At 53.8% G+C, this 24,083-nt stretch carries 22 protein-coding genes; 7 read left to right on the forward strand and 15 right to left on the reverse strand.

From position 1 onward, the window contains the following. Positions 1-255: 255 nt before the first annotated feature. Positions 256-1,182: a sulfotransferase domain-containing protein gene (locus GOW93_RS09430; RefSeq protein ID WP_170383445.1), complete on the reverse strand. Its 927-nt coding sequence runs from the start codon at positions 1,180-1,182 to the stop codon at positions 256-258. A gap of 1,012 nt (positions 1,183-2,194) precedes the next feature. Further along, a complete protein-coding gene (locus GOW93_RS09435; RefSeq protein ID WP_170383447.1) occupies positions 2,195-2,458 on the reverse strand; it encodes a DUF4242 domain-containing protein in 264 nt (87 codons plus the stop codon). A gap of 163 nt (positions 2,459-2,621) precedes the next feature. On the opposite strand from GOW93_RS09435, the gene GOW93_RS09440 reads away from it, so the two are divergent. Then, on the forward strand, positions 2,622-3,500 hold the full coding sequence (locus GOW93_RS09440; protein ID WP_170383449.1) for a LysR family transcriptional regulator: 879 nt from the start codon (positions 2,622-2,624) through the stop codon (positions 3,498-3,500). Between the two features lie 439 nt (positions 3,501-3,939). Here the strand turns inward: GOW93_RS09440 and GOW93_RS09450 are convergent, their stop codons facing one another. From GOW93_RS09450 to GOW93_RS09465, 4 genes are all read right to left on the reverse strand, one after another. Beyond that, a complete protein-coding gene (locus tag GOW93_RS09450; protein ID WP_170383453.1) occupies positions 3,940-4,917 on the reverse strand; it encodes a 2-dehydropantoate 2-reductase in 978 nt (325 codons plus the stop codon). A 4-nt stretch (positions 4,918-4,921) separates the two neighbouring features. Continuing rightward, positions 4,922-6,457 carry an acyl--CoA ligase gene (locus GOW93_RS09455; RefSeq protein WP_170383455.1) on the reverse strand — a complete coding sequence of 512 codons (1,536 nt, stop codon included), beginning with the start codon at positions 6,455-6,457 and terminating at the stop codon, positions 4,922-4,924. Positions 6,458-6,517: 60 nt separating this feature from the next. Continuing rightward, positions 6,518-7,201, reverse strand: coding sequence for a fumarylacetoacetate hydrolase family protein (locus GOW93_RS09460; RefSeq protein WP_170383457.1), 684 nt, complete (start codon positions 7,199-7,201; stop codon positions 6,518-6,520). Positions 7,202-7,395: 194 nt separating this feature from the next. After that, positions 7,396-8,076, reverse strand: coding sequence for a FadR/GntR family transcriptional regulator (locus GOW93_RS09465; protein ID WP_170383459.1), 681 nt, complete (start codon positions 8,074-8,076; stop codon positions 7,396-7,398). 141 nt (positions 8,077-8,217) lie between these two features. Here GOW93_RS09465 and GOW93_RS09470 point away from each other — a divergent pair, with 141 nt between their 5' ends. The 5 genes from GOW93_RS09470 to GOW93_RS09490 are packed head-to-tail and all read left to right on the forward strand — an operon-like array spanning position 8,218 to position 12,960. Continuing rightward, positions 8,218-9,132 carry a fumarylacetoacetate hydrolase family protein gene (locus tag GOW93_RS09470; RefSeq protein WP_368039655.1) on the forward strand — a complete coding sequence of 305 codons (915 nt, stop codon included), beginning with the start codon at positions 8,218-8,220 and terminating at the stop codon, positions 9,130-9,132. A gap of 58 nt (positions 9,133-9,190) precedes the next feature. Continuing rightward, on the forward strand, positions 9,191-10,219 hold the full coding sequence (locus tag GOW93_RS09475; protein WP_170383461.1) for an ABC transporter substrate-binding protein: 1,029 nt from the start codon (positions 9,191-9,193) through the stop codon (positions 10,217-10,219). Further along, on the forward strand, positions 10,216-11,025 hold the full coding sequence (locus GOW93_RS09480) for an ABC transporter ATP-binding protein (RefSeq protein WP_170336353.1): 810 nt from the start codon (positions 10,216-10,218) through the stop codon (positions 11,023-11,025). The genes GOW93_RS09475 and GOW93_RS09480 overlap by 4 nt, the downstream gene beginning before the upstream one ends. Beyond that, a complete protein-coding gene (locus GOW93_RS09485) occupies positions 11,022-11,894 on the forward strand; it encodes an ABC transporter permease (RefSeq protein WP_170383463.1) in 873 nt (290 codons plus the stop codon). Before GOW93_RS09480 ends, GOW93_RS09485 begins: the two co-directional genes overlap by 4 nt. Next, complete coding sequence (locus GOW93_RS09490) at positions 11,884-12,960, forward strand: Ldh family oxidoreductase (protein ID WP_170383465.1); 1,077 nt, start codon at positions 11,884-11,886, stop codon at positions 12,958-12,960. The genes GOW93_RS09485 and GOW93_RS09490 overlap by 11 nt, the downstream gene beginning before the upstream one ends. Positions 12,961-13,002: 42 nt before the next feature. On the opposite strand, the gene GOW93_RS09495 is transcribed toward GOW93_RS09490, so the two are convergent. Both GOW93_RS09495 and GOW93_RS09500 read right to left on the reverse strand, forming a co-directional pair. Continuing rightward, a complete protein-coding gene (locus tag GOW93_RS09495; RefSeq protein ID WP_170383467.1) occupies positions 13,003-13,677 on the reverse strand; it encodes a GntR family transcriptional regulator in 675 nt (224 codons plus the stop codon). A 9-nt stretch (positions 13,678-13,686) separates the two neighbouring features. Next, the gene (locus GOW93_RS09500) at positions 13,687-16,563 is read right to left on the reverse strand and encodes an FAD-binding and (Fe-S)-binding domain-containing protein (RefSeq protein WP_170383469.1); all 2,877 of its coding nucleotides are present in this window, start codon (positions 16,561-16,563) and stop codon (positions 13,687-13,689) included. A 133-nt stretch (positions 16,564-16,696) separates the two neighbouring features. Here GOW93_RS09500 and GOW93_RS09505 point away from each other — a divergent pair, with 133 nt between their 5' ends. Then, the gene (locus GOW93_RS09505; RefSeq protein ID WP_170383471.1) at positions 16,697-17,860 is read left to right on the forward strand and encodes a pyridoxal-phosphate-dependent aminotransferase family protein; all 1,164 of its coding nucleotides are present in this window, start codon (positions 16,697-16,699) and stop codon (positions 17,858-17,860) included. On the opposite strand, the gene GOW93_RS09510 is transcribed toward GOW93_RS09505, so the two are convergent. Genes GOW93_RS09510 through GOW93_RS09540 form a run of 7 tightly spaced genes read right to left on the reverse strand, consistent with a single transcriptional unit; the run spans position 17,847 to position 24,009 of the window. Continuing rightward, positions 17,847-18,965 carry a cytochrome-c peroxidase gene (locus tag GOW93_RS09510; protein ID WP_170383473.1) on the reverse strand — a complete coding sequence of 373 codons (1,119 nt, stop codon included), beginning with the start codon at positions 18,963-18,965 and terminating at the stop codon, positions 17,847-17,849. The two genes, GOW93_RS09505 and GOW93_RS09510, sit on opposite strands and share 14 nt — an antisense overlap. 8 nt (positions 18,966-18,973) lie before the next feature. Continuing rightward, the gene (locus tag GOW93_RS09515) at positions 18,974-19,351 is read right to left on the reverse strand and encodes a hypothetical protein (RefSeq protein ID WP_170383475.1); all 378 of its coding nucleotides are present in this window, start codon (positions 19,349-19,351) and stop codon (positions 18,974-18,976) included. Then, entirely contained in the window at positions 19,348-20,154 is an 807-nt protein-coding gene (locus GOW93_RS09520; RefSeq protein ID WP_170383477.1) for an amidohydrolase family protein, read from the reverse strand. Before GOW93_RS09520 ends, GOW93_RS09515 begins: the two co-directional genes overlap by 4 nt. A 21-nt stretch (positions 20,155-20,175) precedes the next feature. Then, positions 20,176-21,042 (reverse strand): dioxygenase, encoded by an 867-nt coding sequence (locus GOW93_RS09525; protein ID WP_170383478.1) that lies wholly within the window; start codon positions 21,040-21,042, stop codon positions 20,176-20,178. A 10-nt stretch (positions 21,043-21,052) separates the two neighbouring features. After that, complete coding sequence (locus GOW93_RS09530) at positions 21,053-22,357, reverse strand: TRAP transporter large permease (protein ID WP_170383480.1); 1,305 nt, start codon at positions 22,355-22,357, stop codon at positions 21,053-21,055. Next, positions 22,354-22,905, reverse strand: a complete 552-nt coding sequence (locus tag GOW93_RS09535; RefSeq protein ID WP_170383482.1) for a TRAP transporter small permease subunit — start codon at positions 22,903-22,905, stop codon at positions 22,354-22,356. Before GOW93_RS09535 ends, GOW93_RS09530 begins: the two co-directional genes overlap by 4 nt. Positions 22,906-22,935: 30 nt before the next feature. Continuing rightward, on the reverse strand, positions 22,936-24,009 hold the full coding sequence (locus tag GOW93_RS09540; protein ID WP_170383484.1) for a C4-dicarboxylate TRAP transporter substrate-binding protein: 1,074 nt from the start codon (positions 24,007-24,009) through the stop codon (positions 22,936-22,938). Positions 24,010-24,083 lie beyond the last annotated feature (74 nt).

The raw sequence follows: 24,083 nt of genomic DNA on the forward strand, positions 1-24,083 counted from the left end.
GGATCAATACCGGCTCAGAGTGGAAAACAATTTTGAATGCATCAAGCTAGTCGAAAGTCTACTCTCAGCTCGAAGCAGTCATAATCCGCTCACGATACGCGTCTACGTTACGGACAAAGTCGCCGTTGGCTGCATTGCAGCACGTTTGGTCTCACTTAACGGCTGCTTGGCGGACAGGGCACGCTGTCAGAGACCTGCCCATTGGTCCTTGATCATGCCAGTTCTTCCGTATTTACTCTGTCGCACATGCGCGACTTAATTGGGTAAAGTGCCTCCCTCGTAAACCCATTTGATGGCGGCGGGCTCCGGGCAAATCTGGCCACCAACTTCGCGCAGGTGCCGGGAAATCTCCTCCGTCATTCCATCCATTCTTGCCTCGCCAACGGCGCCCTTGCGGATCATGGCTCCGGAATTAAGGATCGGGATCTCTGAGGCCGTACGCCCTTCAAACTTTCCCTCATTCGCTTTCATCCATGGGAAGGATGTAAACTCCAGTACATTAGCCCATTGTTCTTCGTTCAGCTCTTCACCAATGAATTCAGCAATTTTTCGGATTGATCCTTGGTGATCGCTCTTCATATCAGAGAAGTGCAGGAACAAAACGTTTGGTTCATTTCGTAGCGGCCACCACGCGGCTAGAAAGCCAAAGATCGCGCCTTGCATACCGTTGGCGTCAATCACATCAGAATAGAAGGATGGAAAGTCGGGTCGACAAAGGGCTTCTCTTGGCACACCCCAGAGTTCATACCATGCGTCCGAGTGCTTGTTCAAGAATGGCCTGAAAGAAACGAGCGCCTCCTCCGGATTTCGCATGATTACGACATATTTGACGTCAGTGCCCGACCCGGCGCTCTGAAACGGCACCGCAGGTGGCGGCGAATGCGTTTTGAAGGCGCGGCGCTTGTCGGTAGGGATGGCTGCTACACGTTCCACCACGACTTTCTGGGGTTGCCCGGGGAAGGCCAAAAACTCAATCCAAGGCACCTCTTCGTAGACGTCTCGAAAATCATCGGTTCCGCCTGCCAATAACTGATGAACGATGTTCATAGTCCAGGTTGTCCCGCTTTTAATTGGAACAGAAATCACCACATCACCGTCCCTCCAAGCGATCTTTTGTTGAATTTCCGGAACTATCCATGGTGGCCCTGAAGGTGGGGCGGCGTCTTCTGGGGCGTCGTTCATTATGATTGACCTCTTTTTGGCCTCCCTTCGGTCGAGAGGACTAAGGCACTAACTTACCCTGTAAGAGCAGACTTCTCCAAATCCCGTGCACCAGGACCACTTAGATCCATGCGCGATGGCACAAACAAGACGGAGGGACGAACAGCTTTTTATTCGTGCCTACCAACTTTAAAAATGAAAGTACCGGAGTGGGCTCATAGCAGACGGCCATTGCTTTTTTTCGCATGTCTACTTCAGGTCGTGTGCGGTCATTCGCTAATTAGCAAAGAGTATCTACTTTGTGTAAGGACACTGAAATCTGCTCAGATGGAAAGGTTTACCTTGCAAGCCTAGGTTCGGGCCAATTTAGCCATCACCATTCAAGTAAAACAAACCTCCTGGCGACGCCACTCACTTACGTCTCCAGGAGGTTACCAGACAAATCTGGCAAATGCGTAAGCAACAGAGGTAATACAAATTTGCCACGCACTCGCATACTTGAATCCAAGATGCAACAAATCAAGTATTTTTACGCGCAGAAAGTAATTTTTTATCGCGCGATTTATGCTTGATTGAGTATTGATCTTGCAGTCCCGTGTCTGAGGATGGGGCGAACTGTGCAAGTCGTTGGATACCAATTGAGACAACATTGTCGTGAAACAGCAGCCACACCAATCTGGTTAACCTCGCTTGCCCAAATACGCATTCTAGATAGTCTGGGCGGTCCCATGGCCAGACTATGGCCCGCGCTGTCTGTCATCCCAGATCATGACGGCGCGGGCATTTGGATCACCACTACATTCTGTGGTCGCATTGTGTAAGCGGAACTCCCAGGAGCCTGAGCTAGACTTTTTTGAAGCTAAAACGGGAAGAGTTCTAGTCTGCATAGGACAAAATGCTGCCGTTCCGCAAAACTCGGTGTACCAGGTATCTGCCGAACGAACCTGCAGTTCTCTACCGAGCTGCTCAACCATTGCTAAGGGCCCTTGAGCATATACTCAGGGCCCAATAAAACAACAAAGCTTACAAGCCGTTACGGTGTAAGGTCCATTGCCGCCACGACCTTTTCGTAAGGAAGCCCAGCGGTATCGTTCAATCGACGAACTTGATCGGCACTTTCACCATCAAACAAGCACATGCAGCGCCCGTCTTCGGGAGCAAATGTTGAACGAACATAGCTGATCTTGTCGCCTTCTGCTGTCATTTTCTGTGCTGTTGCTATCGCGGCTTTTTGAGCTGCACCCAAGTCATCCATGCTGATACCCTTAAGGTTTCTTTCGACCATAAAAACAGACATTTCGCTCCCTTTCCGAATAGTCAAAACCAGTGCATCTATTGCATCACGGAGTGGTGGCTCGGGGAACTATCAATACCTTATGACTTAATAACTCCAGGTTTGGATAAAACGGTGTATCCTGCGTAATGATTGTTATTAGCTATCAGTGACGAGGTGCCCCAACATGGAGATGTCTCAGATTAGATATGTCTTATCTGCCGCAAAGCATCTGAATTTCACCAAAGCTGCTGCAGAATGCAATGTGAGCCAACCAGCGCTTACAAAGGGCGTCAAGTCACTAGAAACTGAACTGGGCGCACAGGTTTTCCATCGGGAAGGTAGGAAAATACTGGTTAGCGACTTTGGGAAGTCTATGCTGCCGCATCTACAGCACATCGTCGACGAAGCAGCAGCTACACAAGCGCTGGCTCAGAATTTTCGTTTGCTGGAAAAAGTACCGCTGCGCTTGGGTGTTCTATCAACAATTGGGCACGTTCGCCTTGCTCGCTTCTTAGCTCAATTCGAGAAAAACCACAGCGGCTTGGAGTTGTCAGTCAATGAAGCAAGCGCGTCGGACCTAAAGAAAAAACTTTCTGATGGTGATATCGATGTCGCTTTGATGACGCTGACTGAAGAACTGGAAGAAGAGTTTAGGGCTAGACCACTTTACGTCGAAAGATATGTGGTTGTTTTTCCGCCGGAACACCGCCTTGGACAACTCAACTCAATTTCGCTCCAAGACTTATCACAAGAAAACTACGTTGACCGCTTGGCCTGTGAGTTGCGCGAGATGGTAATGTCGGTTTGTCAGTCAAATGGCGTTGAGCTGTACGCTCGCTTCAGGTCTGAGCGAGAAGATTGGGTACAAGCAATGGTTGCTGCGGGCATTGGTTTTGCCTTTATGCCTGAGTACTCGGTTACTCTACCGGGCTTGTTGCAGCGCCCGCTTGTTGAGCCAGAAGTTTCAAGAACTATCGCGGCCTTTACAGTCCCCGGCCGAAAACATTCGCCTGCACTTGATGCACTAATGAGATCATCGCAGACTTTTGCATGGCCGGGATAAGTAACGTCAGCTTTGGCTCCCTTCAGACGCAGTTCTAAATCAGAGATTCCACATGCGTATGCCTGCCTTGTCGCAAAGCTTAGTAATTGCAAAGTCTGGTTTTGAATGTCCGTTTCGGGCTGACTGCGGTCTTTTGGAATAAAAATGTGGATGGCTGCAAAGTCCGCAAAGTAGATGTTCGAGCAAGTTGCAGCGAAAGACCGCTATGCGGACAAAGCGGATGTACAGCATCACCGAAAGGTGGATGATCTCGAGATTGGTTTTAAGAATTTGAAAGAGGCAGGTCTAGGCATAGGCAAAAGCAAGCAAAACTCCTGCCCCGCCCAAGCAAAGTTCTTCTGACAAGACGCTTGAAAGATCTGCGTTTTGTAGCGCCGGATCGCTATTCAGCTCCCCGCCCGCCCAGAACTGATCTCTTCAGATGATCGCCAACAGAATCTTAGTAAAGACCCGCGACCTTTGCCCTCAGTTTTATCAGTGATGCAACAGTGTCGATTGTGGGTGCTGCGATCCCGGTCAGTTGCCCCAATTCCTGTACTGCAGTGACCAAGGCATCAATTTCCATAGGTCGGTTCAGCTCCAAATCCTGCCACATCGAGGTCTTGTGTGCTCCGACAGCCGCTCCTCCGTCAATGCGCTTTTCGACATCAATCGGGAACCTAACCCCCAGTTTTTCACCGATTTCCTGAGCCTCTAGCATCATTCCACGTGCCACGGAGCGTGAACCTTCATCAGTACACAAGACATCAAGTGTTGAGTGGGTAAGTGCGGAAATCGGGTTGAACGACAAGTTGCCCCATAGCTTCAGCCAAATTTCGTCCCGTATTCTTGGTCTTACGGGCGCGCGCAACCCGGCGGTGGACAATGCAGCCGAAAGGTTGGAGGCACGGTCTGATTTAGTGCCATCGGGCTCACCCAAAGAAAAACGATTGCCTTCGACATGCTTGATCGATCCCGGAGCAATGACTTCCGCGGCCGGATAAACAACACACCCAAGCACACGATCCGGTCCGAAACCGTTCCATTGCGCGTCTCCCGGGTCTACAGATGACAATCTCGTCCCCTCGAAGGGACCGCCCAGCTTGTGGAAATACCACCAGGGTACCCCGTTCACTCCGCTCACTATTGTCGTTTCATCCCCAATCAGTGGCTGGATCGAGTCCACAACTGCTGGAACGGAATGCGCTTTCAGTGTGATAAAGACATAGTCTTGGGGGCCGAGATCGGCGGCATTGTCCGAGGCGCGTATTGGCACGTTGATTGGGTCCTGCCCATCCTCTTGGAGAGTCAGCCCTTTTTCTTGCATTGCAGCCAGATGTGGGCCACGTGCAACGACACTGACGTCGACGTCAGTCTGCGCGAGCTTCGCGGCAACGTAACCTCCGATAGCTCCGGCACCAAAGATGCAAACTTTCATGTGTCTAAGCCTTTGCCAGTTCCAATTTAGCGGCCAGCCCAATCCTTTGTATCTTACCAGTCGCACCTTTTGGTATCTCTTCGAGAATAACCACTGAAGTCGGCACCTTGAATTTTGCGAGCCGTGCGCCAACAAAATCCCGGACGTCCTGACCTGCAATCGTCGCTCCTTCTGAGAGCACCACCGCCGCCGCAATCTCTTCGCCCAGTTTTTCGTGGGGAACGGCAAAACAAACTGCCTGAGCAACGTCCGGATGGCTTAGAAGCACGGCGTCAACTTCAAGTGGACTGATTTTTTCTCCACCGCGATTGATAAGCTCCTTAAGGCGTCCAGTCAGTCGCAGATAATCCTCTTCGTCGAACGACCCTTGATCACCGGTGCGAAACCAGAGTTTTCCATCCGCTTCAAAGAAATTGTCTGCATTTGCCTGCGGGTTGCTCTCATACCCAGGGGTCACGTTCGGACCGCTGATAACGATTTCTCCGACATCCCGCGAAGCGATCAATACATTTTCCGTTTCGTCTGCAATTCTGACTTCAGGGCCCGCTGCTACTCCGACGTATCCGGGCTTTTGCTTTTGTGGAGGAAGCGGGTTGCAACACATTTGATGCGTGGCCTCAGTCATACCGTAGGCCTCGATGACAGGCGCATTGAATGTCGCCACCAACTCTTCCATGACCGGCGCGGGCAACGACGCGGAAGACGACCGCAAGAAACGCAAGCGCGATTGCTCAATGACTGATTGGTTTCGGGCGGCTCGGGCGAGAATAGCTTGGTGCATTGTCGGAACCGCCGTGTACCATGTCGGATCAACCTCAGCGACCTGTGAAAAAAAGCTAAGAGCGTTGAACCCAGGGGCGCAGCTAATTTGCGATCCGGCGCCTAAAGAAGCCGCGACTGCTGCGATCAACCCATGGATATGGAACAGCGGCATGATGCTTAGACAACGATCATCGATTGTCAGCTTCAAAGACGAAGCCACGTTCCGTGCCGACGAGTAGATATTGGCCTGCGTCAAAGGAACGATCTTGGGGCGCGACGTTGTTCCTGATGTATGGAGTATCAGGGCGACGTCATCTTCACCCGGCGCTGATGTATCAGCCACTCCAATTGGGTCACAGGCCAAAACGGAAAACTGTCCAGCTGGACGAGAACTATCGCTAGAAATCCGCAAGACGGCCACACCCAGTTCAGTCGCCGCTTGCACGGCTGGGCCACTTTCGTTTTCGCTTACTACAAGAGCCTTGGCTTTCAAGTCTTTGAGATAGAATACATATTCTTCGATAGTATAAGAAGGGTTTAAAGGCGCCGTCGTCGCCACTTGGGCGACGGATATGAATGCCGTCGCCATCTCTGGTCCGTTAGGCAACACAATTGCCACCCTGTCGCCGCGCCCTATTCCGATCTGATGCAGATCCTCTTTGACCTTCGCGCAATGCTCGCGCAAACCAAGGTAGCTCAACCAAGGCTGGCCAGGGGCGCCAATGGCATTTGCCGTGTCTGCATGGTGTGCAATCAATTCAGCGACTAAATGGGGCATCTGTTATCCGTTTACACAAGCATCGGTTTCTTTCGCAATGTCAGGTCGTCGCAGCAGGTTCTAAGTCACGCGTACGTTCAGGCTGCCCAGCTTGTCGACGGCCAAGACCATAACATCCCCTCGGTTGACGGGACCAACACCAGAAGGTGTCCCTGAAAGAATAACGTCCCCGGCCGCAAGCTCGAAGTAGTCGCTCAGATACGAGATCATCTCGGGGACTTTCCAAATCATCTGGTTCAAGTCGCCTTCTTGCCGAACTTCACCATTCACCGTCAGAGTAATCGGACCTCTGTCGAGATGCCCGACCTCTGATGCCTTGTGAATTGGTCCGCATGGCGCCGAGCGCTCAAACGCTTTCCCAATTTCCCACGGGCGGCCCATCTTTTTCATCTGCCCTTGCAGGTCGCGACGGGTCATATCAAGCGAAAGGCCGTACCCAAAGACATGATCCAATGCATCGTCCACCGAAATATTCGTGCCGCCGGACTTGAGCGCAACAAGCATTTCTGCTTCGTGGTGCACGTCGGAACTGTGCGGAGGGTACGGGAATTCCCCTGAAGGGTCCAAATTGTTTGGGTTCTTTTGAAAGAAAAATGGAGGTTCCCGGTTAGGGTCATGGCCCATTTCAATCGCATGCGCCGCGTAGTTTCGCCCAATGCAGTAGACACGCCGGACCGGGAACGTGCCGCCCCCCGATACGGGTATGACATGCACCTGCGGCGCGGGAATCACATGATCGGACATCGCTTTCCTCCTGAACGCTTGACTGTCAAAGATCGGATTTCCGAACGGTCAGATACCTTCCGATCGATGCCACGCCACATTCAAACGGACGCGGCGGCTTACCAAGTCATCGCCAAAATTCAGGCTGTTTTGCAAGACCAACGGCTACAATCTGCCCCGACCATTTCCCGAATTGGTTGGGCGCCAGCGCTACTTCAGCTGTCGGACTGGATGCTCGTAGGCAGCACCCGCGAATAAACCGATTTCAGGTGATCCACCATGGCACTGGCCGCAAGCTCACAGTCGCCCTTTGCTATGGCAGACACGATCACATCATGTTCGCTAAAGCTGGAATAGTTTTCTGCGGGCTTTAAAGTTTCGCGTGGCTGCCCCCAAACAATCGATCTTCGAACCGAATTCAAAGTCTCAAAGAAGTATAAAAAGAGCTGGTTACGAGTGGAGCGGGCTATAGCGTAATGCAAATTATTGTCCCAAGCTTCGTACGTGCGCCAATCCTCTGCGGTACGACATTTGTCCGCGCAAAGCCTCATTTGCTCACGATCGGAACGTGTGGAATGGAGCGCTGCGAGGCGGCTAAGCTGCGGCTCGATCGTAAATCTAACGGATACAACCTGCTCAGGTTTAATTTGGTTGCCCAAATAAGTTACATCGGTGAGGTTGAGAACCGGCCTGGATCCAACAAATGTTCCCCGCCCCACATGACGCCAGATCAGCCCCTGGGCCTCAAGCTCTGCCAACGCTCTTCGCAACTGATTGCGAGTGGTCCCAAGTTTTGAACACAGCTCACGTTCAGGTGGGAGCCTGTCGTTATGCCTGTATCCGGCATTGTTAATCAGGTCGCGTACGCGGTGCGCGAGTTCGGTTGGTGCATTCATATCTCCACCCAATTTGGCGATTGGTTGATTGATTGAAACGCCAAGTCGGAAAAAACTCAAGGGCAAGAGGAAAGCAAGAAACGAGTCGCCGGACAGGATCCGTGACCACGTCTTGACACAAGCACGAGGGAGGAGTGCCGAGTGCGGTTAGCAACTGTTTCCGTAGAGGGCCACGCCGTTTGCGTGGCAATACTAAACGATGGCGGCAAGTTGGACGTTTTGCGCGCAGCGCAAGTGCTTGGCGAAGCGCTGGACGCGGGTTCAATGCAGCATCTGATCGCAGGCGAAAAAGATACGCTTGGCGTTTTGAAAACCCTCGTTTCATCGGCCGAAACGGGTAATCTAAACGACGCACTGGTCCCGGATGACGCGCCGTTTCTGGCACCAATTCCTTCCCCGCGTAAGAACGTTTTTTGTGTCGGGCGCAATTATGCTGAACACATCGCGGAGGGCGAACGTGCCCAAAACCAAAAAATTGGCGTAACAGAGCATCCGGTCTTCTTCACAAAACCGCCGACATCGATTGTGGCGCCAGAGGCAGACATTCTGATATTCCCCTCGGTCTCACAAGCCATTGACTATGAAGTTGAACTGGCAGTTGTGATTGGAAAACCGGGGCGAAACATAGCCAAGGCTGACGCATACGACCATGTATACGGCTATACGATCCTCAATGACATCACCGCACGCGACATTCAACGCCGACATGGTGGGCAGTATTTCAAAGGCAAAGGTTTAGATGGGTCTTGCCCATTGGGCCCCTTCATAGTGACCGCTGATACAATCAGCGATCCGCACGCTCTATCAATCGGATTAACAGTCAACGGCGAACAGCGCCAAAACGGATCGACGTCGGACATGATTTTCGACATTCCAACGCTGATCGCATCCCTTTCAGAAGGTATGACCCTGGAGCCGGGCGACGTAATCGCGACCGGCACACCGTCTGGTGTCGGATACGCCATGGACCCACCACAGTTCCTGAAAGACGGGGACACTGTGGTTTGTGAAATTTCAGAAATCGGCACGCTCAGGAATACCGTGCGCGTCGTTTAAGTGGCTCCTGCATAGCTGAATCTGCGGGTTGCCAACCATGCAAGGGAGGAAGACTAAAATGATGAACAGAAGGACTTTCACAGCGTCCTTGCTTTCGGCGGTTCCGGTAGCAGGAGCACTGGGAACACAGGGCTTTGCGCAGGACTTGCGTAAAATTACCTTCGTGCAGCCAAGCCCTTCGGCAATCAATTCATTTCCGGTTTTTGTCGCCATTGGCGAAGGTTATTTCGCTGATGAAGGGTTGGATGTGACCGTCGAGGCGATCAACGGCTCAGGAGCCGTGCTTCAAGCATTGTCCGCCGGACAGGCTCACTTCGGTCGCCCCGGTCCTGGCCCCTTAATTGCCGCACGGTCGCGGGATGTAGATGCCGTACACATCTACAACGTTGCGGCACGCAGCAACTTTGGCATAGCCGTGCCAGAAGACTCTGACATCCAAAGTGTTGAAGAGCTTCGAGGTAAAGTTATCGGAACAGGTACGGCCGATGGCGCAGAAGTCGGCTTTGCACGTAACGTGATGACCGGAGCAGGCATGAAAGAGGGTGAAGACTTTACCTTCCTTACCGTCGGCGACGGTGGCCCGGCGACCGCGGCTTTCCTAAACGGCGAAATCGACGCTTACTCTGCTTCGACGGCTGACACGGCAATTCTGAACCAGCGCGGAATGGCGGTGCGTGACATCACGCCTGCGGAGTTCGGGCGTTTCTTCGGTAACGGCATCGCCACAATGGCTGACACAATCGCCAACGACCGTGAATTGGTCGAAGCTTGGAGCCGCGCGTTCGCACGTGGTCATGCATTTGCACTGGATGATGCCAACCGTGAAGCTGTTTTGAAGCATTTGGCGGATGGTAACCCGCAGGAAGGCGAGGACAAGGAGTTCCAGTCAGCACTGTTCGATGCCGTACGCTCGAAAACTATCGCGGCGGATCCGAGCAATGGCCTGGGATGGTACCCCGCCGAAGTTTGGCAGGAATGGCAAGACGCACTTGTTGCAGGGGGCGAAATCCCAGGGCCGCTGGATGACCTGAGCGCTGCTTGGACCAATGAGTTTGCTGCCATTGGCAACGCGGCTGTCAGCAAATGAACGCTGTAGTCACACATGAGTTTTCCGGCGCGCCTTTGGGCACGCCGGTCTATGAGTTGACCCATGTAAGCAAGACCTATGCACGCAATCTTGTTGTCGCTCTCGAGGACATCAATCTGACGCTTCGGAAAGGAAGCTTCACATCTGTCATCGGGTCCAGCGGGTGCGGCAAGTCAACTCTACTAAAGATCATGGCGGGTCTGATCCCGCCCACCAAAGGGCGTGTAATCCTTCAGGGGCAACCAGTCACTGGGACCCGCCGGGACATCGGTATGATGTTTCAGCAAGCGACGCTTTTCCCCTGGAAAACAGCGGTGGAAAACATCGTCTTGCCAATTGAGATCCGCGATGGAAAAGCGGCGGCCAAGCAAGCTATGGCCAAGGCGCATGAACTTTTGGACATCGTAGGTTTGCAAGGGTTCGAAAACGTATATCCGAACGAATTGTCAGGCGGTATGGCACAACGCGCTTCGATCTGCCGAATGCTGATCACGGAACCAGCCGTGCTATTGATGGACGAACCGTTCAGCGCGCTCGACGAGTTGTCACGCGACATGATGAACATGGAATTGCAGCGGATTTGCAGGGAACAGGATGCGACTGCTTTTCTTGTGACGCACTCAATTCAGGAAGCTGTTATTTTGTCTGACGAAATCGTCGTCTTGAAACCGCGCCCAGGCAGGATTGCTGAAATCGTTGAGGTCGACCTCCCACGCCCACGAACACTCGACATGATGACGACACCCAAATTCGGCGCTATCGTTGACTACATTCGCAGCCTCCTTGATAAGGGAGAAGAAATGTGAGCGAAGTTCAGAATTACTCACCTTCCGTAAAAGACGCTGCCCCCTCAGAAGACACTGTATGGGAGCAGAAGGTTCACTTTATCGACTCGGTTCCTCGCTGGCTGGCGATGACCTTTGTCTTCGTGGTTTTTGTCGGAACTTGGCAAATTGTGACCAGCCTTAGGCTGGTCTCTCCGATCATTCTACCGACGCCGATGGAGACCCTCAAAGATATGATCTTCGTGGGGCAAAACCTTTTGACCGGCGGCTACATGCTTGGGGCACTGTGGATTACCATCAAAGAGGTCATCTATGGTTTTGCGCTGGCAATCGCGATCGGATTTTCGCTGGGTGTTTTGGTTGGCGAAACAGCCTTTGGCGAGAAGGCAGTAATGCCCTATTTGGTTTCTATCGATACGATGCCGAAAGTCGCGTTCGCTCCTCTTTTTGTGGCTTGGTTGGGTTTCGGCATTGAATCCAAGGTGGCACTTGCGGCCTTTATCGCGACGTTTCCAATCGTGGTTGGGACTGCGGCCGGACTTCACGCCGCCGACGAAAACGCGCGCATGTTGTTCAAGACGATGGGCGCCAGCCGGATGCAGACATTGATCAAGATGAAGCTTCCAACCGGTCTGCCGCAGATATTCACCGGCCTCAAAATCGGAGCAGTTGGTGTTATGGCAGGCGCGATCACAGGAGAGTTCCTGGGGGGCGGTAAGGGATTTGGTGAGTTGATCCGTGTTGCGGCATCGCAGCTCAATACTCCGCGCGTGTTCTCCTTGATCCTGTACCTAAGTCTCGTTGGTCTCGCTGTATTTGCGACGGTGGTTTGGACACAGCGAAAACTGGTGTTCTGGCACAAAGAGCAGGTTGGCAGAGATGACTTCTGAGCCAGTGAAAATAAACTGCCAGACCTTGCGTGAATTTGTGGCGAGCGCGCTCGAAACTCGAGGTGTTCCAAAAGCGAATGCAGATCAGGTGGCCTCGACGATGGTTGAGGCCGACATATTCGGATATGGCACCCATGGAGTCTTTCGCTTGCGCCAGTATCTTGCCCGATTGGCCGGAGGCGGGTGCAACGCCAAACCAAACGTTACCGTCATACATCAGTCTGTCGCGACCGCGTTGATTGACGGCGATGACGGCCTTGGGCATTTGGCTATGTCGGCGGCGCGAGATCTTGCGATAGAAAAGGCGAAAGAGGCAGGTATCGGATGGGTCGGTGTTCGGCGCAGCAATCATGCTGGACCTTTGGCACTTTATGTGCGCCCACAAGCCGAAGCTGGAATGCTTGGCATGGCCGCAGCGGTGGGCAGTGCTAACCACGTTCCGCCCTATGGCGGAAGCGACTTGCTTCTTGGCACCAATCCTATCGCTTTCTCTGCACCTGCCGATGGCCCCGACCCGTTTGTGTTTGATATGGCGACGACAGTTGCCGCGATGGGTAAGATCAAGACCCTGTTGCAGCAAGGCGAACCTATGCCCGAAGGTTGGATGGTTGGGCGTGATGGCAATCCGTTAACGGACCCTGCCCGCAAATCAGAAGGGTTTCTTTTGCCGATCGGAGGTCCGAAGGGTTTCGGCCTTTCCGTGGCCATAGGGTTGATGGCCGGAGTCTTGAACGGCGCTGCCTTCGGCTCTGACGTAGTCAACTTCACATCAGACACAACCTCACCCACAAACACAGGGCAATTCGTAATGGCGCTTGATCCGGCGGCCTTTGGAATGGAAAAAGACTTTGCTTCGAATGCAGCCCGCGTCTTCTCTGAAATGCGCGCATCCGCCCCCCTGCCCGGTCATGACCCGGTACGCCTGCCCGGAGACGGAAAAACGGCTGCAGCTGAGGCCCGTCGCAAAGACGGTGTAAGCCTCAACCCCGCTCTTTGCCGAGACCTCAACAATCTCGCCCTGGACTGTGGACTGACTCCCCCGTTTCCTGATGTTAACACTGACTAACGGCATATCTGAGGGAAGCCGGACTGCACTTTTGACCAGGGTTTAGCGAGGCGTCACTTCTGGCTTCAGCGCTTTTACAAGCGCCGAAAGTTTGTTCATCATGTGAAGTTTCATTGCCTTACCAAGCCCATCTGCATCTCGGGCCTTGAGCAACTCCATCGTGGTTTCATGTTCGTCTATTGCCTGTGCCCAACGCTCGTCCGACAAGTTGGCCAAAAAACGTGCACGGCGGACCCGCGCGGCCAAAAGCTTGTGGTGGTTTTCCAGTATGTCGTTTCGCGCGCCCTTTATAAGTGCCTGATGGATGTCTTGATTGGCTTTAAAGTACGCCTGTCGATCACGCGCTTCGTACGCGCTCAGCATATCCTTGTGGCTACTTTCAATCCGTTGAATTTCCGCAACGTCCATTTGCTGACACGCTAGTTCCCCCGCCAGTTGCTCAAGCGCTGCGAGCACTGGAAACGTGTTTTCCAATTCTTCCCTCGTAACACTCGCGACACGGGCACCCCGGTTGGCTTGAAGCACCACAAAGCCTTCGGATGCAAGAACCTTTAGGGCCTCTCGCAATGGTGTCCGGGAAACACCCAATGAGTCGCAAAGCTGTCTCTCGGGCACTTTCTCACCCGGCTTCAAAACGTCTTCGACGACAAGATTGCGCAAGCGTTCGACCAACTCTTCATGTAGGGTCGGGCGATTAATGCTATCCGTCAGGTTCATATCCACATCCTAATATTCAAGGACCATATCCAGCAGGCGCGCGACGTGCATCGCTTGGCGCTGCGTACCTTCGGCGATTTGGTGGCGGCATGATGTTCCATCCGCCACAACAATTGCATCCGCAGGCGCCGCCTCTAAAGCTGGAAACAGGTCGAGCTCTGCCATCTTGATCGAGACATCAATAGTACCGGGCGCGTATCCAAACGCCCCGGCCATACCACAACAACTGCTTTCAATCATGTGAACCTGCGCCTTTGGAATACGCTTTAGAAGATCAAGCATCGGTGTGACGGCATCGTGCGCTTTCTGGTGGCAATGTCCATGTAGGTAGATTGGGTGTTTCAACGGTTTCAGGGGCAAGTTCGATTGGCCGACCAAAAACTCCTCGAAGGTACACGTGGCTTGCGACAACAGTTCTGCATCCCGTCCCGGGCAAAGAGCCAAATATTCGTCACGAAAAGTGAGGATTGAGGACGGTTCAAGTCCGACCACTGGAACCCCTTGAGCGACTGCCTTTCGCGTCGCGTCAATCACGCGCTGCGCCTCGTGACGCGCCTCTTCCACGCAACCCACGGCCAAAAGAGTGCGCCCGCAATCCAGCGACCTTCCAGTATGGTCATACCGTGCTACGGCGACCCGCAGTCCTAGCGCACGCAGGACCCGGACTGCGGCGCGTAGATTGTCAGGCTCGAAATACCGGTTGAACACATCGACAAACAGAAGAACCTGCGGATCAGCGTCCTGTGCCTCGGCATCCCGGAACGGGTCAGAAGACCACACTGGCAGGTCACGTCGCGCCGAAATTCCAGTCGGTTTTTCCAGTAGTTTACGCAAAGGAACAATTTTATTCCGGGCATTCAAAAGCCACGCGACTTTCGCTGCTTTAGGTGCATATCTAGGCAGATAAGCTATTATTTTATCTGCCAATGTAAGCCCGTCTTTTTTGCGCTTCGCTGAAAGCACTTCGATCTTCATGCGGGCCATATCGACGCCAGTCGGGCATTCACGCGCGCAAGCCTTGCAAGACACGCAGTATTTCATTGTGTCCTGCATTGCGTCTGAGGTTAAACCGCCCGGCAACTGCCCGCTGATGGCAAAACGCAACGTGTTTGCCCGCCCACGCGTAGCATCGCGCTCGTTTCGGGTCGCACGGAAGGATGGACACATAACGCCGCCCTTGAGCTTGCGACACGCACCGTTGTTATTGCACATCTCGACGGCGCCCTGAAATCCTCCTCCGGCACCCGGCCAAGCAGACCAGTCCAGCGCCATTTCGAATTCCCGAACTGAGTAGTCCGGGCTGTAGCGGAATAGACGGCGATCATCCATGGCAGGCGCGTGTACGATCTTGCCGGGGTTCATTAGCCCGTAGGGGTCAAACCGGGCCTTAACCTCTTCGAACGCAGAAACGATACGCGGGCCGAACATCTTTTTATGAAACTCTGATCGCACGATCCCATCACCGTGTTCGCCTGAATGAGACCCCTTGTATCTCTTGACCAGATCAAAGGTTTCTTCGGCAATCGCTCTCATAGTACGGACGTCCTTATCCTGCCGCATGTTCAGGACAGGGCGAACATGCAAACACCCTACGGATGCATGCGCGTACCATGTCCCCTTTGTGCCGTGTCGAGCGAAAATTTCAGTCAGGCCAGCTGTGTAATCGGCGAGATCAGGCAATGGGACGGCGCAGTCTTCAACGAACGAGATCGGTTTACCCGCCTCTTTCATCGACATCATCACGTTCAACCCAGATTTTCTGTATTCAGCGATCAAGTTTTGCAGTTTGGTATCAGTAACTGATACAACCCCGCCCCAACGGTTTTCAGTCCCGCTGAATTCGAACCCGAGATCTCCCATCAGTTGGGAAAGCTCGACCAGTTTTGCAGCATTGGCCTCAGCGCTACCCTCGGCGAATTCCACCAGCAGCAGGGCTTCGGGGCCGCCTTCAACAAACGCCTCAATCGTACTGCGGAACAGCGGGATTTCACGCCCCAATGCGATCATAGTGTCGTCGATCAACTCTACCGCCTGCGGCTTAAGCGTCACGAGGTGCTGGGTGGCCTCCATTGCAGCACGAAATGTCGGAAAATGACACACGCCGGTGACTTTTTCGCCCGGCAATTGAGCCAGTTTCAGCTCCAGTTCTGTGAAATAAGCCAGCGTGCCTTCTGACCCCACCAGCAAATGGGACATGTTGACATCGTTACCTACGAGCGCATCGATATTGTATCCGCCCACACGACGCTGAACTTTGGGAAACTGGGCATCAATTTCCGATGCTTCGCGACGCCCCAGAGCACGCATGTCTCCAACAAGGTCCGCATACTCGCCAGGTGCCGCCATATCGGCGCTGAACCGTGCTTCCGTGCCGTCGCTGAGGATTGCACTTATTGCACGGACATTGTCGCGCATGATCCCATAGCGCAGGGATTTTCCGCCTGAAGAGTTGTTGGCGGCCATTCCTCCAAGCGTGCAGCGCGACGCGGTTGAGGGATCGACCGGAAACCACAGACCATGCGGCTTCAATGCTTGGTTCAGTTGATCCAGAACGACACCCGACTGAACGCGGGCAATGCGGTTCTCAATGTCCACGTCCAGAATGCGATTAAAGTGCTTGGTGTTGTCCAGAACAACGCTTTGATTGACCGTTTGCCCACATTGCGATGTGCCGCCGCCGCGCGGAAGAACGGAGCATCCTTCGTCACGCACAACAGACAAAACGACCCGCACGTCCTCTGAGTTTCGGGGAATGACCACGGCGTCCGGTATCATCTGATAGATCGAAGCGTCGGTCGAGTATCGTGCGCGCGATGCCGGGTCAGCCATCACCTCTCCCTGGACATCTGACAACAGTCGGCGGTGCAACGGTCCATGTTCAAGCATCGGGTTCGCCTTCCCTTCCCAACCAGCCTATTAAAGGCTTCACTTCACCGTTGACTGAATAATGAATTCATAATTAACTTTTGCCAATAGCTAATCGCGCCACCTATTCGGGCCAGCGGAAGGATCAGTTCAGATGCGCAAGGCGGGCAGACATTTTTTGCAAATCCCAGGACCAAGTGCCGTGCCGGAACGCATCCTGAAGGCCATAAGCACGCAGGTCATCGATCACCGGGGGCCAGATTTTGCAGAAGTAGGCCACAAGGCCATCGCTGGGATGAAAACGATTTTCAAGACAGAGCAAAACGTCTTTATCTACCCTTCATCCGGTACAGGCGCTTGGGAAGCTGCGCTTGTGAACACAGTGTCGCCGGGCGGAAATGTTCTCATGTACGAAACAGGACATTTCGCATTCATGTGGTGCAACTTGGCTGAAAAAATTGGGTTACAGCCAGAGTTGATTGAAGGGGATTGGCGTGGCGGTGCGGACCCCAATCAGATAGAAGACCGCTTGCGCGCGGACAGTCAGCACGAGATCAAGGCGGTATGCGTCGTCCACAATGAAACTTCTACTGGGTCTGTCTCTCCTATTGAGGACGTGCGCAGGGCTATGGATGCTGCACAACACCCTGCCCTCCTTATGGTTGACTCAATCTCCGGCCTTGCCTCGATCGATTTCAGGTTCGATGACTGGGGCGTCGATGTCTGTGTCTCAGGCTCGCAGAAGGGACTGATGCTACCGCCTGGTCTGAGCTTCAATGCTGTAAGTGATCGTGCGTTGGAGCATTCAAAATCCGTGAGCACACCGCGCAGCTATTGGGATTGGCAGGATATGGTCGAGCCAAATCAGAGAGGGTTTTTCCCTTATACCCCCGGCACCAATCTTCTTTACGGATTAATTGAGGCCATCGATATGTTGCATGAAGAAGGACTGGACAACGTATTCGCCCGGCATGCCCGCCATGGAGCCGCGACTCGATCTGCCGTGCAAGCATGGGGTCTCGAGGTACTGTGTGCTCGCCAAGGTCAGGAATCGGGCGTCCTGACCGCTGCAAAAGTCCCTGAAGGGCACTCTGCGGACGCCTTCCGCGCGACAGCGCTGGAACACTATGACATCTCACTTGGAAATGGCCTGTCGAAAGTGGCCGACAAGGTTTTCCGCATAGGTCACTTGGGGGATTTCAACGACCTGATGTTGATGGGCACACTCTCAGGCGTAGAAATGGGCCTCGCCAAAAGCGGCGTTCCGCATAACGCAGGCGGCACGCAGGCTGCATTGGAGTATCTCAAGGCCGCGTAGCGCTGGACAAAGTCTCCAAAAACGCCACAAGGTCCGCGATCTCCTGTTCCGTCAAATTCAGTTCGGATAGTATTGCCTCGCCATCGGCGTGAAGCCTTCCCGTATCGATTTCGTTGTAGTGTCGGACCACGGCATCCAAGTCATCCAGGCTGCCATCATGCATGTAGGGGGCGGTTTCGGCCACGCCTCGCAGGCTGGGCGTACGAAATATTCCAAAATCAGAATGGCTCCGTCGCACATTTCGGACCGCCCACGCGCCTTGTTTTTTCAGGTCGTCAGTCCAGTCTCCGTCCAATGTGTAAGGGCTGGAGAGTAAAAAATTCAGTCCTCCGAACCGGCCTTCATCGACTTCGATTTCGCTTAGAAAATACGGCACGCCGGCGTCGTGGAATTCGTTGTTGGAAAATCTTGGGCCGTTATGGCAGAACGCACAATTCCCGCGCCCCAAGAAGAGTTGAAGACCTCGCTGGGCAGCTTCGGGGTAGTTCGCAGCCTCTGCCAGATCGCGGCGTTCCAAGGCGTCGCGAAAATCGTCAAATTGTGTCCGCCCGGTTATCAGCGTTTCCAGATAAGCTGATAGGGCTTTGGCAGTGTTTACCAACGCCAGCTCGGGGTTTTGGCCTTCAATTTCGCCAAAAATGGCCTCAAAATCATTGACATAAGGACTTTCGGAAATGGCTCTCTTTAGGCTCTCCTTGCTGTGCGCCATTTCTTGTTCTTCGATGATCGGATGCAAGCTGGCTGCCCAAAGATTATCGCTCTTTCCGCCCCACCCGTACCATCGCAGGCCAGCCAGGTTCCGCAGTGATGGCGTATTCCGATCCAAAAGCACGCGGTCGAACGCACGCGTATCGAGCGTGGTAAATGCCTGCGCGGGATTGTGACAACTTGCACAGGCAAATGCACCGTCAATCGACAACACCGGATCGTCGAAAAGCGCAGCGCCCAGCTCAATCGCTCGGGGATCGTTTGAAACCCTGTTGCTTGGATCCGGCTGGATTGGTGGCGGCCACGGCCCGAAGGATAACGTTTGTTGGATCTCCTCTTCTGATAGCAAGACCTCGGCACGCACTGCACTCGCTAGCGCCACGAACGCTACTGTCACCCACAACTTCATTTCAGCGCAACGTCGGAGGTGTAGGATACCGATTGCCCGTTGTATTCGAAGTCCACTTGCAGTTCCCACATTCCCGGCATGTGAAACAGCATATCATCAACACGGAACACGCCGTCGCCTGTTGCAGTGACGACTGGAAGGTAGTTCATCCCGTGTTGGTGAGCAGGCATTACTGCATCGACGCGCAATTCACTCACGGCAATTTCGCTGCACACGGTGAGGAGTATTGAAAACGGTTGAGCCAACGGAATTTCGTTGAAAGCCACATGCACCGCAGGTGCGTCCCGAATTTCCGAACTCATCCGTTGCCCCGCCGCCTCACAAGCGACGGCCGCGCCGGAAGATACCAGAAACCAGACGAGCCAGCGGATCATCTTGATGCCAGCAATCGTTCTGCGTTGGCATAGGCAATGTTGTCCGCGATCTGGTCTGGAAGCATATCCAGCCATTCGCGTGAAAAATCTGCATGCGGGCCGACGTAATACCAGCGCTCCGGTGCAAATGTATCGGTACCGACCATAAACCGATCAGGATGCGCTTCGAACGCAGCTTGCCAATCCGGATCGACACGGCCCCGCGAGACCATATCAGAGCGAAACGCCAGATCGGCCCAAAGCCGGGGATAAGTGTTCAGTGCGTCAACAACATTCGCTGGATCATCGAAGCCAGAGTGGGCCCACAATACCCGTGCCTCTGGCCAGGTTTCGAAAATCAGGTCTACCGCCTCGCGATCACCATGGTGGTGCAGAATGAGGTTCCGCTCTTTGGCCAGCGCGATCATGTGCTGGATGACTGGCGTCTTAATGTCATCCCCATAGGCGTGAAATTCGCCGATGGCTTCGTAGTCATTCTTTGCCAAATTTGCTTCCAGATAGTCGATTACCGTTTCGTCGTGCATCCAGGTGTTGATCTCACCGCGACGGCGATAGGGGCGAAGTGCCGGAACAACGATGTCCGGCGCTGCAGCCAAAAGCAATTGCGTTCCGTTATCGTCCGAGCTGGAAACCAGGGCTTTCCGCACGCCTGCATCCCGCAGGATTTTGGCTACTTGTTCAGGCGGAACCAGTTTGACGGCATCATGGCTGTAATGAATATGCGCATCGAAAATCGGTCGCTCGTCGGCGATGGCCACTCCGCTGAATAGCGCTGCAACTAAAATGAAGGCGTATTTTAGCACTTCAAGCGTCCTCCATAGCGTTCAGTCCCGAGCAAGCGTGACGTCGAAGTTCACGTGCAGGTAAGGTGCGGTGATCTTACCAGAAAGTTCCATGCCATTGGGAAATTCTGAAGCAGGTCGTTCGACATACGTCATCACCAGATCGTCCCGAACACCAAACACTGTATCCTGATCCAAATAGGGATCGTCGTCCGGGAAAATCTCGGTCACAAGTGAGCGATAGCCGGGGGCTTTGACGATAAAATGTAGGTGTGAGGGCCTCCACGGATGGCGACCGCAAGCGCGCAGAATATCGCCGACTGGCCCGTCACACGGCACAGTGTATTCAACTGGCTTTACTGTGGTGAACGCATATCTGCCGTCATCGCCAACTGTCATCAGCCCGTGGAAAGAATAGGTGTCCTGTTCTTCATCCTGACTGGCGTAAAGGCCATTGGGGGCCGTTTGCCATATGTCGAGTTCTGCGCCGGCAATGGGATTGCCCTCTGTGTCCCGAATGACGCCTTGAGCAAGCAGAACCGGCCCGCCGTAATGTCGCTTCATATCCCCACCTATGGGCAGCGGAGGTGCGCCGGATACGTGAAACGGGCCCAACACCGACGAACTTGTTGCGTCTGGACTTGAATGCAGCATGTCCACCAAAGAAGACAGGCCCAGGACGTCCGACGCCAGCACAAACTCGTGGCGATCCTCGGTTTCCACAGCGGCACAACCCTCGAGAAACGCAATCCCTGCTCGCCATTCGTCATGCGTCAGGTTGGTTTCGCGCGCGAAGTCATGAAGGTGTTTGACAAGTGACCCCATGATTTCGCGCATCCGCGGATCAGTGTCTTTGGACAAGTATCCCATGAAGACGTCGGTGATATTGTCTTTGGTGACAGAGCGCATCTTGGCCTCCTTAGTTCAGGGCAAGGCTGAGGATCGGGAACTCGATCAGAATGAACAGAACAATTAGCATCACGAACGCAAAGGGAAGCGCGCCCATGAACACGTCCTTGAGTGATATGCGATCATCGTTGATCGTGGATTTTATAACAAAGCACGATATGCCCAAAGGCGGTGTCAAAAGCCCAATCTCAGCTCCGACCACGGTGATTATCCCGAACCAGATCAGCGACATATCAAGGGCTTCGGCCATCGGAAGGAACAATGGCACAACGATCAGAATGATGGACGCAGTGTCGAGCAACGTTCCCAAGAAAAGCATCAGCAAGACATAGAGCAGCATGATCGACCAGAAGGACGCCGAATTCCCAGCGAGCAAGTCCTGCAACTGGTTGGGTAGCCCGGCGAGTCCCAGCATGCGGCTGTAGATTGACGCTGCTGTGATCAGGAACAGGATCGCCGCTGTGATATGGCCGGTCTCCAGCAACGCATCCCAGAAGGCTCTGGGCGTCATGGATTTTCGCGCAACGGCGATAACCAGCGCGACCAGAGCCCCGGCTGCCCCTGCCTCGACAGCAGTTAGCCACCCCGTGTAAATGCCGCCGAGCACCACGGTGATGATGAACAATGTCGGCAGGGTTTTAGATGCGATCTCGCGCCCTGACATCCACTCGGTGTCTTCGACGACGCGGCCTCCGACGAAAGATGGTGTGAAACGCCCCATGACCCAGATCGCGCCGACATATGCGATTGCCAGCATAATCCCCGGAATAACCCCCGCTAGGAACATGTCCCCCACGGATTGTTCCGCCACAAAAGAATAGATAATCAGCATCGCCGAAGGCGGGATAATCATGCCCAAAACCGAAGACCCGGCAACCACGCCAACAGCAAAACGTGGGTTATAGGCCTGCGCCATCATCTGCGGCACTGAGACTTTGGTGAACACGGATGCGGATGCAATTGACGACCCGGTTACGGCAGCAAAAACGGCATTGGCCCCGACGGTCGCCATGCCGATTCCGCCTTTGACCTTGCGAAACCGCATCGTCATGACTTCGTAGATGTCCTTACCTAATCCAGCCTTTGAAACGATAAGCCCCATGAAGGTAAAAAGAGGGATTGTAGCGAAGCTGTATTCCATCGCGCTGTCGCCGACCGCCACTTTCAGCAAGTTGAGCGCAAGCGTGAAGTTGTCCCGCATCAGCCAGATCGACACGAACGAGACCACGCCCAAAGCAATCGGAATGTATACGCCGGCATAAATCAGGAAAACGATTGCAATGACCGAGATCAGGCCAATCTCAATCGGCGTCATTCTGCAGCCTCGTCATGCTCTGGGGTGCGAATAAGTTGCGGGCGGTCCTGCGCCGTGACGACCTTGAGCAGGAAAATCACGCAGGCAAGCGCAGTACCGCACGCGATGACCAGTTTGACCGGCCACCATGGCAGTGTGAAAAGACCCGGAACGCCGAAGTAGTCCTGCGTCTCCCACATATGCAGGAATTCTGGAAAGGTAACATAAGCGATCAAGGCCATGAAGATCGCCGAGATTGCGTTTATGATGCGCCTGAGGTTCGCTGTCAAACCGGGGCGTCGGTGGTGCATCAGGTTCAGGAACCCGTCCGAACGTGTCAGCCGGTCCACCCTGACCACGTCGGCCAATTGCAGAAAAACAATCATCACGACCGAAAACTGCACCATTTCGTACGTGCCTCGAAGCGGAGCCGAAAACAGCCCGCGCGCAACGACGTCGACATTCAGAATGACCACCAACGCAAGGACGACAAGCGTGCCCAAGGCGTTGGCAGTTATTGCAAGCGAATTGGCGACCCGCGACAGGACGGCAACTGCGGTCTTCAGCATGTCTGGCCCCTTTCTCGGGTCGCCGAACGATTATTCGGCCGTCCAGTCCCGCACACCAGTGAAACCGGCATCCTGAAGCTTGCCGAGATAAGCGGCCATCATATCTGTGCCCTGTTCGCCATTCTCATTCAGCGTTGCAGCCCATTCCTGCGCAACATTGGGCATAGCATTTGCCCACGCGGCGCGGTCTTCGTCCGAGATTTCAATGATCGAACCGCCAGCTTCTACAAAGGCATCACGTGATGCTGTGGCCCGGTCCATCGCAATGCCTGCTACGTGGTCACGGTAGTCGATAGCCACGGCCTGTAGTACTTCTTTGACCTCATCGGGCAGACTCGCCCAGTAGTCGGCATTGACGGTGACTGTTTTTGTATTCACCGCACCAAGGTCTGCCTTCAACATGTAAGGGGCCACTTCGACGATTTTGAACGTCTTGGAAGCTTCCGGCCAAATCATTACGCAATCGACGAGGCCGGTTTGGACCATGTTGTAGAAATCTGTAAGGCCACCGCGAACGCCAGCCGCGTCCTTGATACCCTCGAGATAGCGCAGGTTCAGACCAGCACCCGCGATCTTGCGTCCTTCAAGGTCTGCAACTTTCTCGACCGGATCTGAGCAGAACATCTGATATGTGTCGAGCACAACGCCTGTTGCCAGATAGACTTGATTTTGCGCAGCGAACTCATTCTGCATCGCCGGATATTCTCGCGCGATCTCGTCGACCGCCTTGGCCACTGCGCGAGCATCCGACGCGACGAATGGTGTCGAGCCCGAGATCCCCTGGCTGGGCAGCTTGGACGAATGGAAGATGGTTGTGACGATACCAATGTCGCCCAAACCCAACTGTACGCCTTCCAGAACACCTTTGGGTTTTACAATAGAACCGCCATAGTTCTCCTGCCAGTTCATCTTGTAATTGCCGGACTCGGCCAACCGCTTATCCACTTCAGGAATAAAGAAGTTTGTGAATTCTTTCACCCACAAGGCCCGGTCTGGGTAACCATCAATTACGACAGCTGAAATGGTCTCTTCCGCTGCGACTGACAGTGCCATAGTGCTTGCCACGGCAACACCCAGCAGACTGCACTTGGTCCAGTTTTTCATTGTCTCTCCTCCCAGAAAGTTTGATCTTGTTGCCCTTTATTTGTTCGCCTTGAACCCCGGCAGTCAGTCCTTTC

The organism is Ruegeria atlantica (genome assembly GCF_013032455.1).
Lineage (GTDB): Bacteria > Pseudomonadota > Alphaproteobacteria > Rhodobacterales > Rhodobacteraceae > Ruegeria > Ruegeria atlantica_B.

Excerpts from the sequence above, each read along its gene's own strand:
- GOW93_RS09540 (WP_170383484.1), bottom strand. The coding sequence starts at position 24,009 with ATGAAAAACTGGACCAAGTGCAGTCTGCTGGGTGTTGCCGTGGCAAGC.
- GOW93_RS09430 (WP_170383445.1), bottom strand. The coding sequence starts at position 1,182 with ATGAACGACGCCCCAGAAGACGCCGCCCCACCTTCAGGGCCACCATGG.
- GOW93_RS09495 (WP_170383467.1), bottom strand. The coding sequence starts at position 13,677 with ATGAACCTGACGGATAGCATTAATCGCCCGACCCTACATGAAGAGTTG.
- GOW93_RS09435 (WP_170383447.1), bottom strand. The coding sequence starts at position 2,458 with ATGTCTGTTTTTATGGTCGAAAGAAACCTTAAGGGTATCAGCATGGAT.
- GOW93_RS09465 (WP_170383459.1), bottom strand. The coding sequence starts at position 8,076 with ATGAATGCACCAACCGAACTCGCGCACCGCGTACGCGACCTGATTAAC.
- GOW93_RS09530 (WP_170383480.1), bottom strand. The coding sequence starts at position 22,357 with ATGACGCCGATTGAGATTGGCCTGATCTCGGTCATTGCAATCGTTTTC.
- GOW93_RS09500 (WP_170383469.1), bottom strand. The coding sequence starts at position 16,563 with ATGCTTGAACATGGACCGTTGCACCGCCGACTGTTGTCAGATGTCCAG.
- GOW93_RS09440 (WP_170383449.1), top strand. The coding sequence starts at position 2,622 with ATGGAGATGTCTCAGATTAGATATGTCTTATCTGCCGCAAAGCATCTG.
- GOW93_RS09515 (WP_170383475.1), bottom strand. The coding sequence starts at position 19,351 with ATGATCCGCTGGCTCGTCTGGTTTCTGGTATCTTCCGGCGCGGCCGTC.
- GOW93_RS09455 (WP_170383455.1), bottom strand. The coding sequence starts at position 6,457 with ATGCCCCATTTAGTCGCTGAATTGATTGCACACCATGCAGACACGGCA.
- GOW93_RS09525 (WP_170383478.1), bottom strand. The coding sequence starts at position 21,042 with ATGCGCTCTGTCACCAAAGACAATATCACCGACGTCTTCATGGGATAC.
- GOW93_RS09480 (WP_170336353.1), top strand. The coding sequence starts at position 10,216 with ATGAACGCTGTAGTCACACATGAGTTTTCCGGCGCGCCTTTGGGCACG.
- GOW93_RS09450 (WP_170383453.1), bottom strand. The coding sequence starts at position 4,917 with ATGAAAGTTTGCATCTTTGGTGCCGGAGCTATCGGAGGTTACGTTGCC.
- GOW93_RS09475 (WP_170383461.1), top strand. The coding sequence starts at position 9,191 with ATGATGAACAGAAGGACTTTCACAGCGTCCTTGCTTTCGGCGGTTCCG.
- GOW93_RS09490 (WP_170383465.1), top strand. The coding sequence starts at position 11,884 with ATGACTTCTGAGCCAGTGAAAATAAACTGCCAGACCTTGCGTGAATTT.
- GOW93_RS09505 (WP_170383471.1), top strand. The coding sequence starts at position 16,697 with ATGCGCAAGGCGGGCAGACATTTTTTGCAAATCCCAGGACCAAGTGCC.
- GOW93_RS09460 (WP_170383457.1), bottom strand. The coding sequence starts at position 7,201 with ATGTCCGATCATGTGATTCCCGCGCCGCAGGTGCATGTCATACCCGTA.
- GOW93_RS09535 (WP_170383482.1), bottom strand. The coding sequence starts at position 22,905 with ATGCTGAAGACCGCAGTTGCCGTCCTGTCGCGGGTCGCCAATTCGCTT.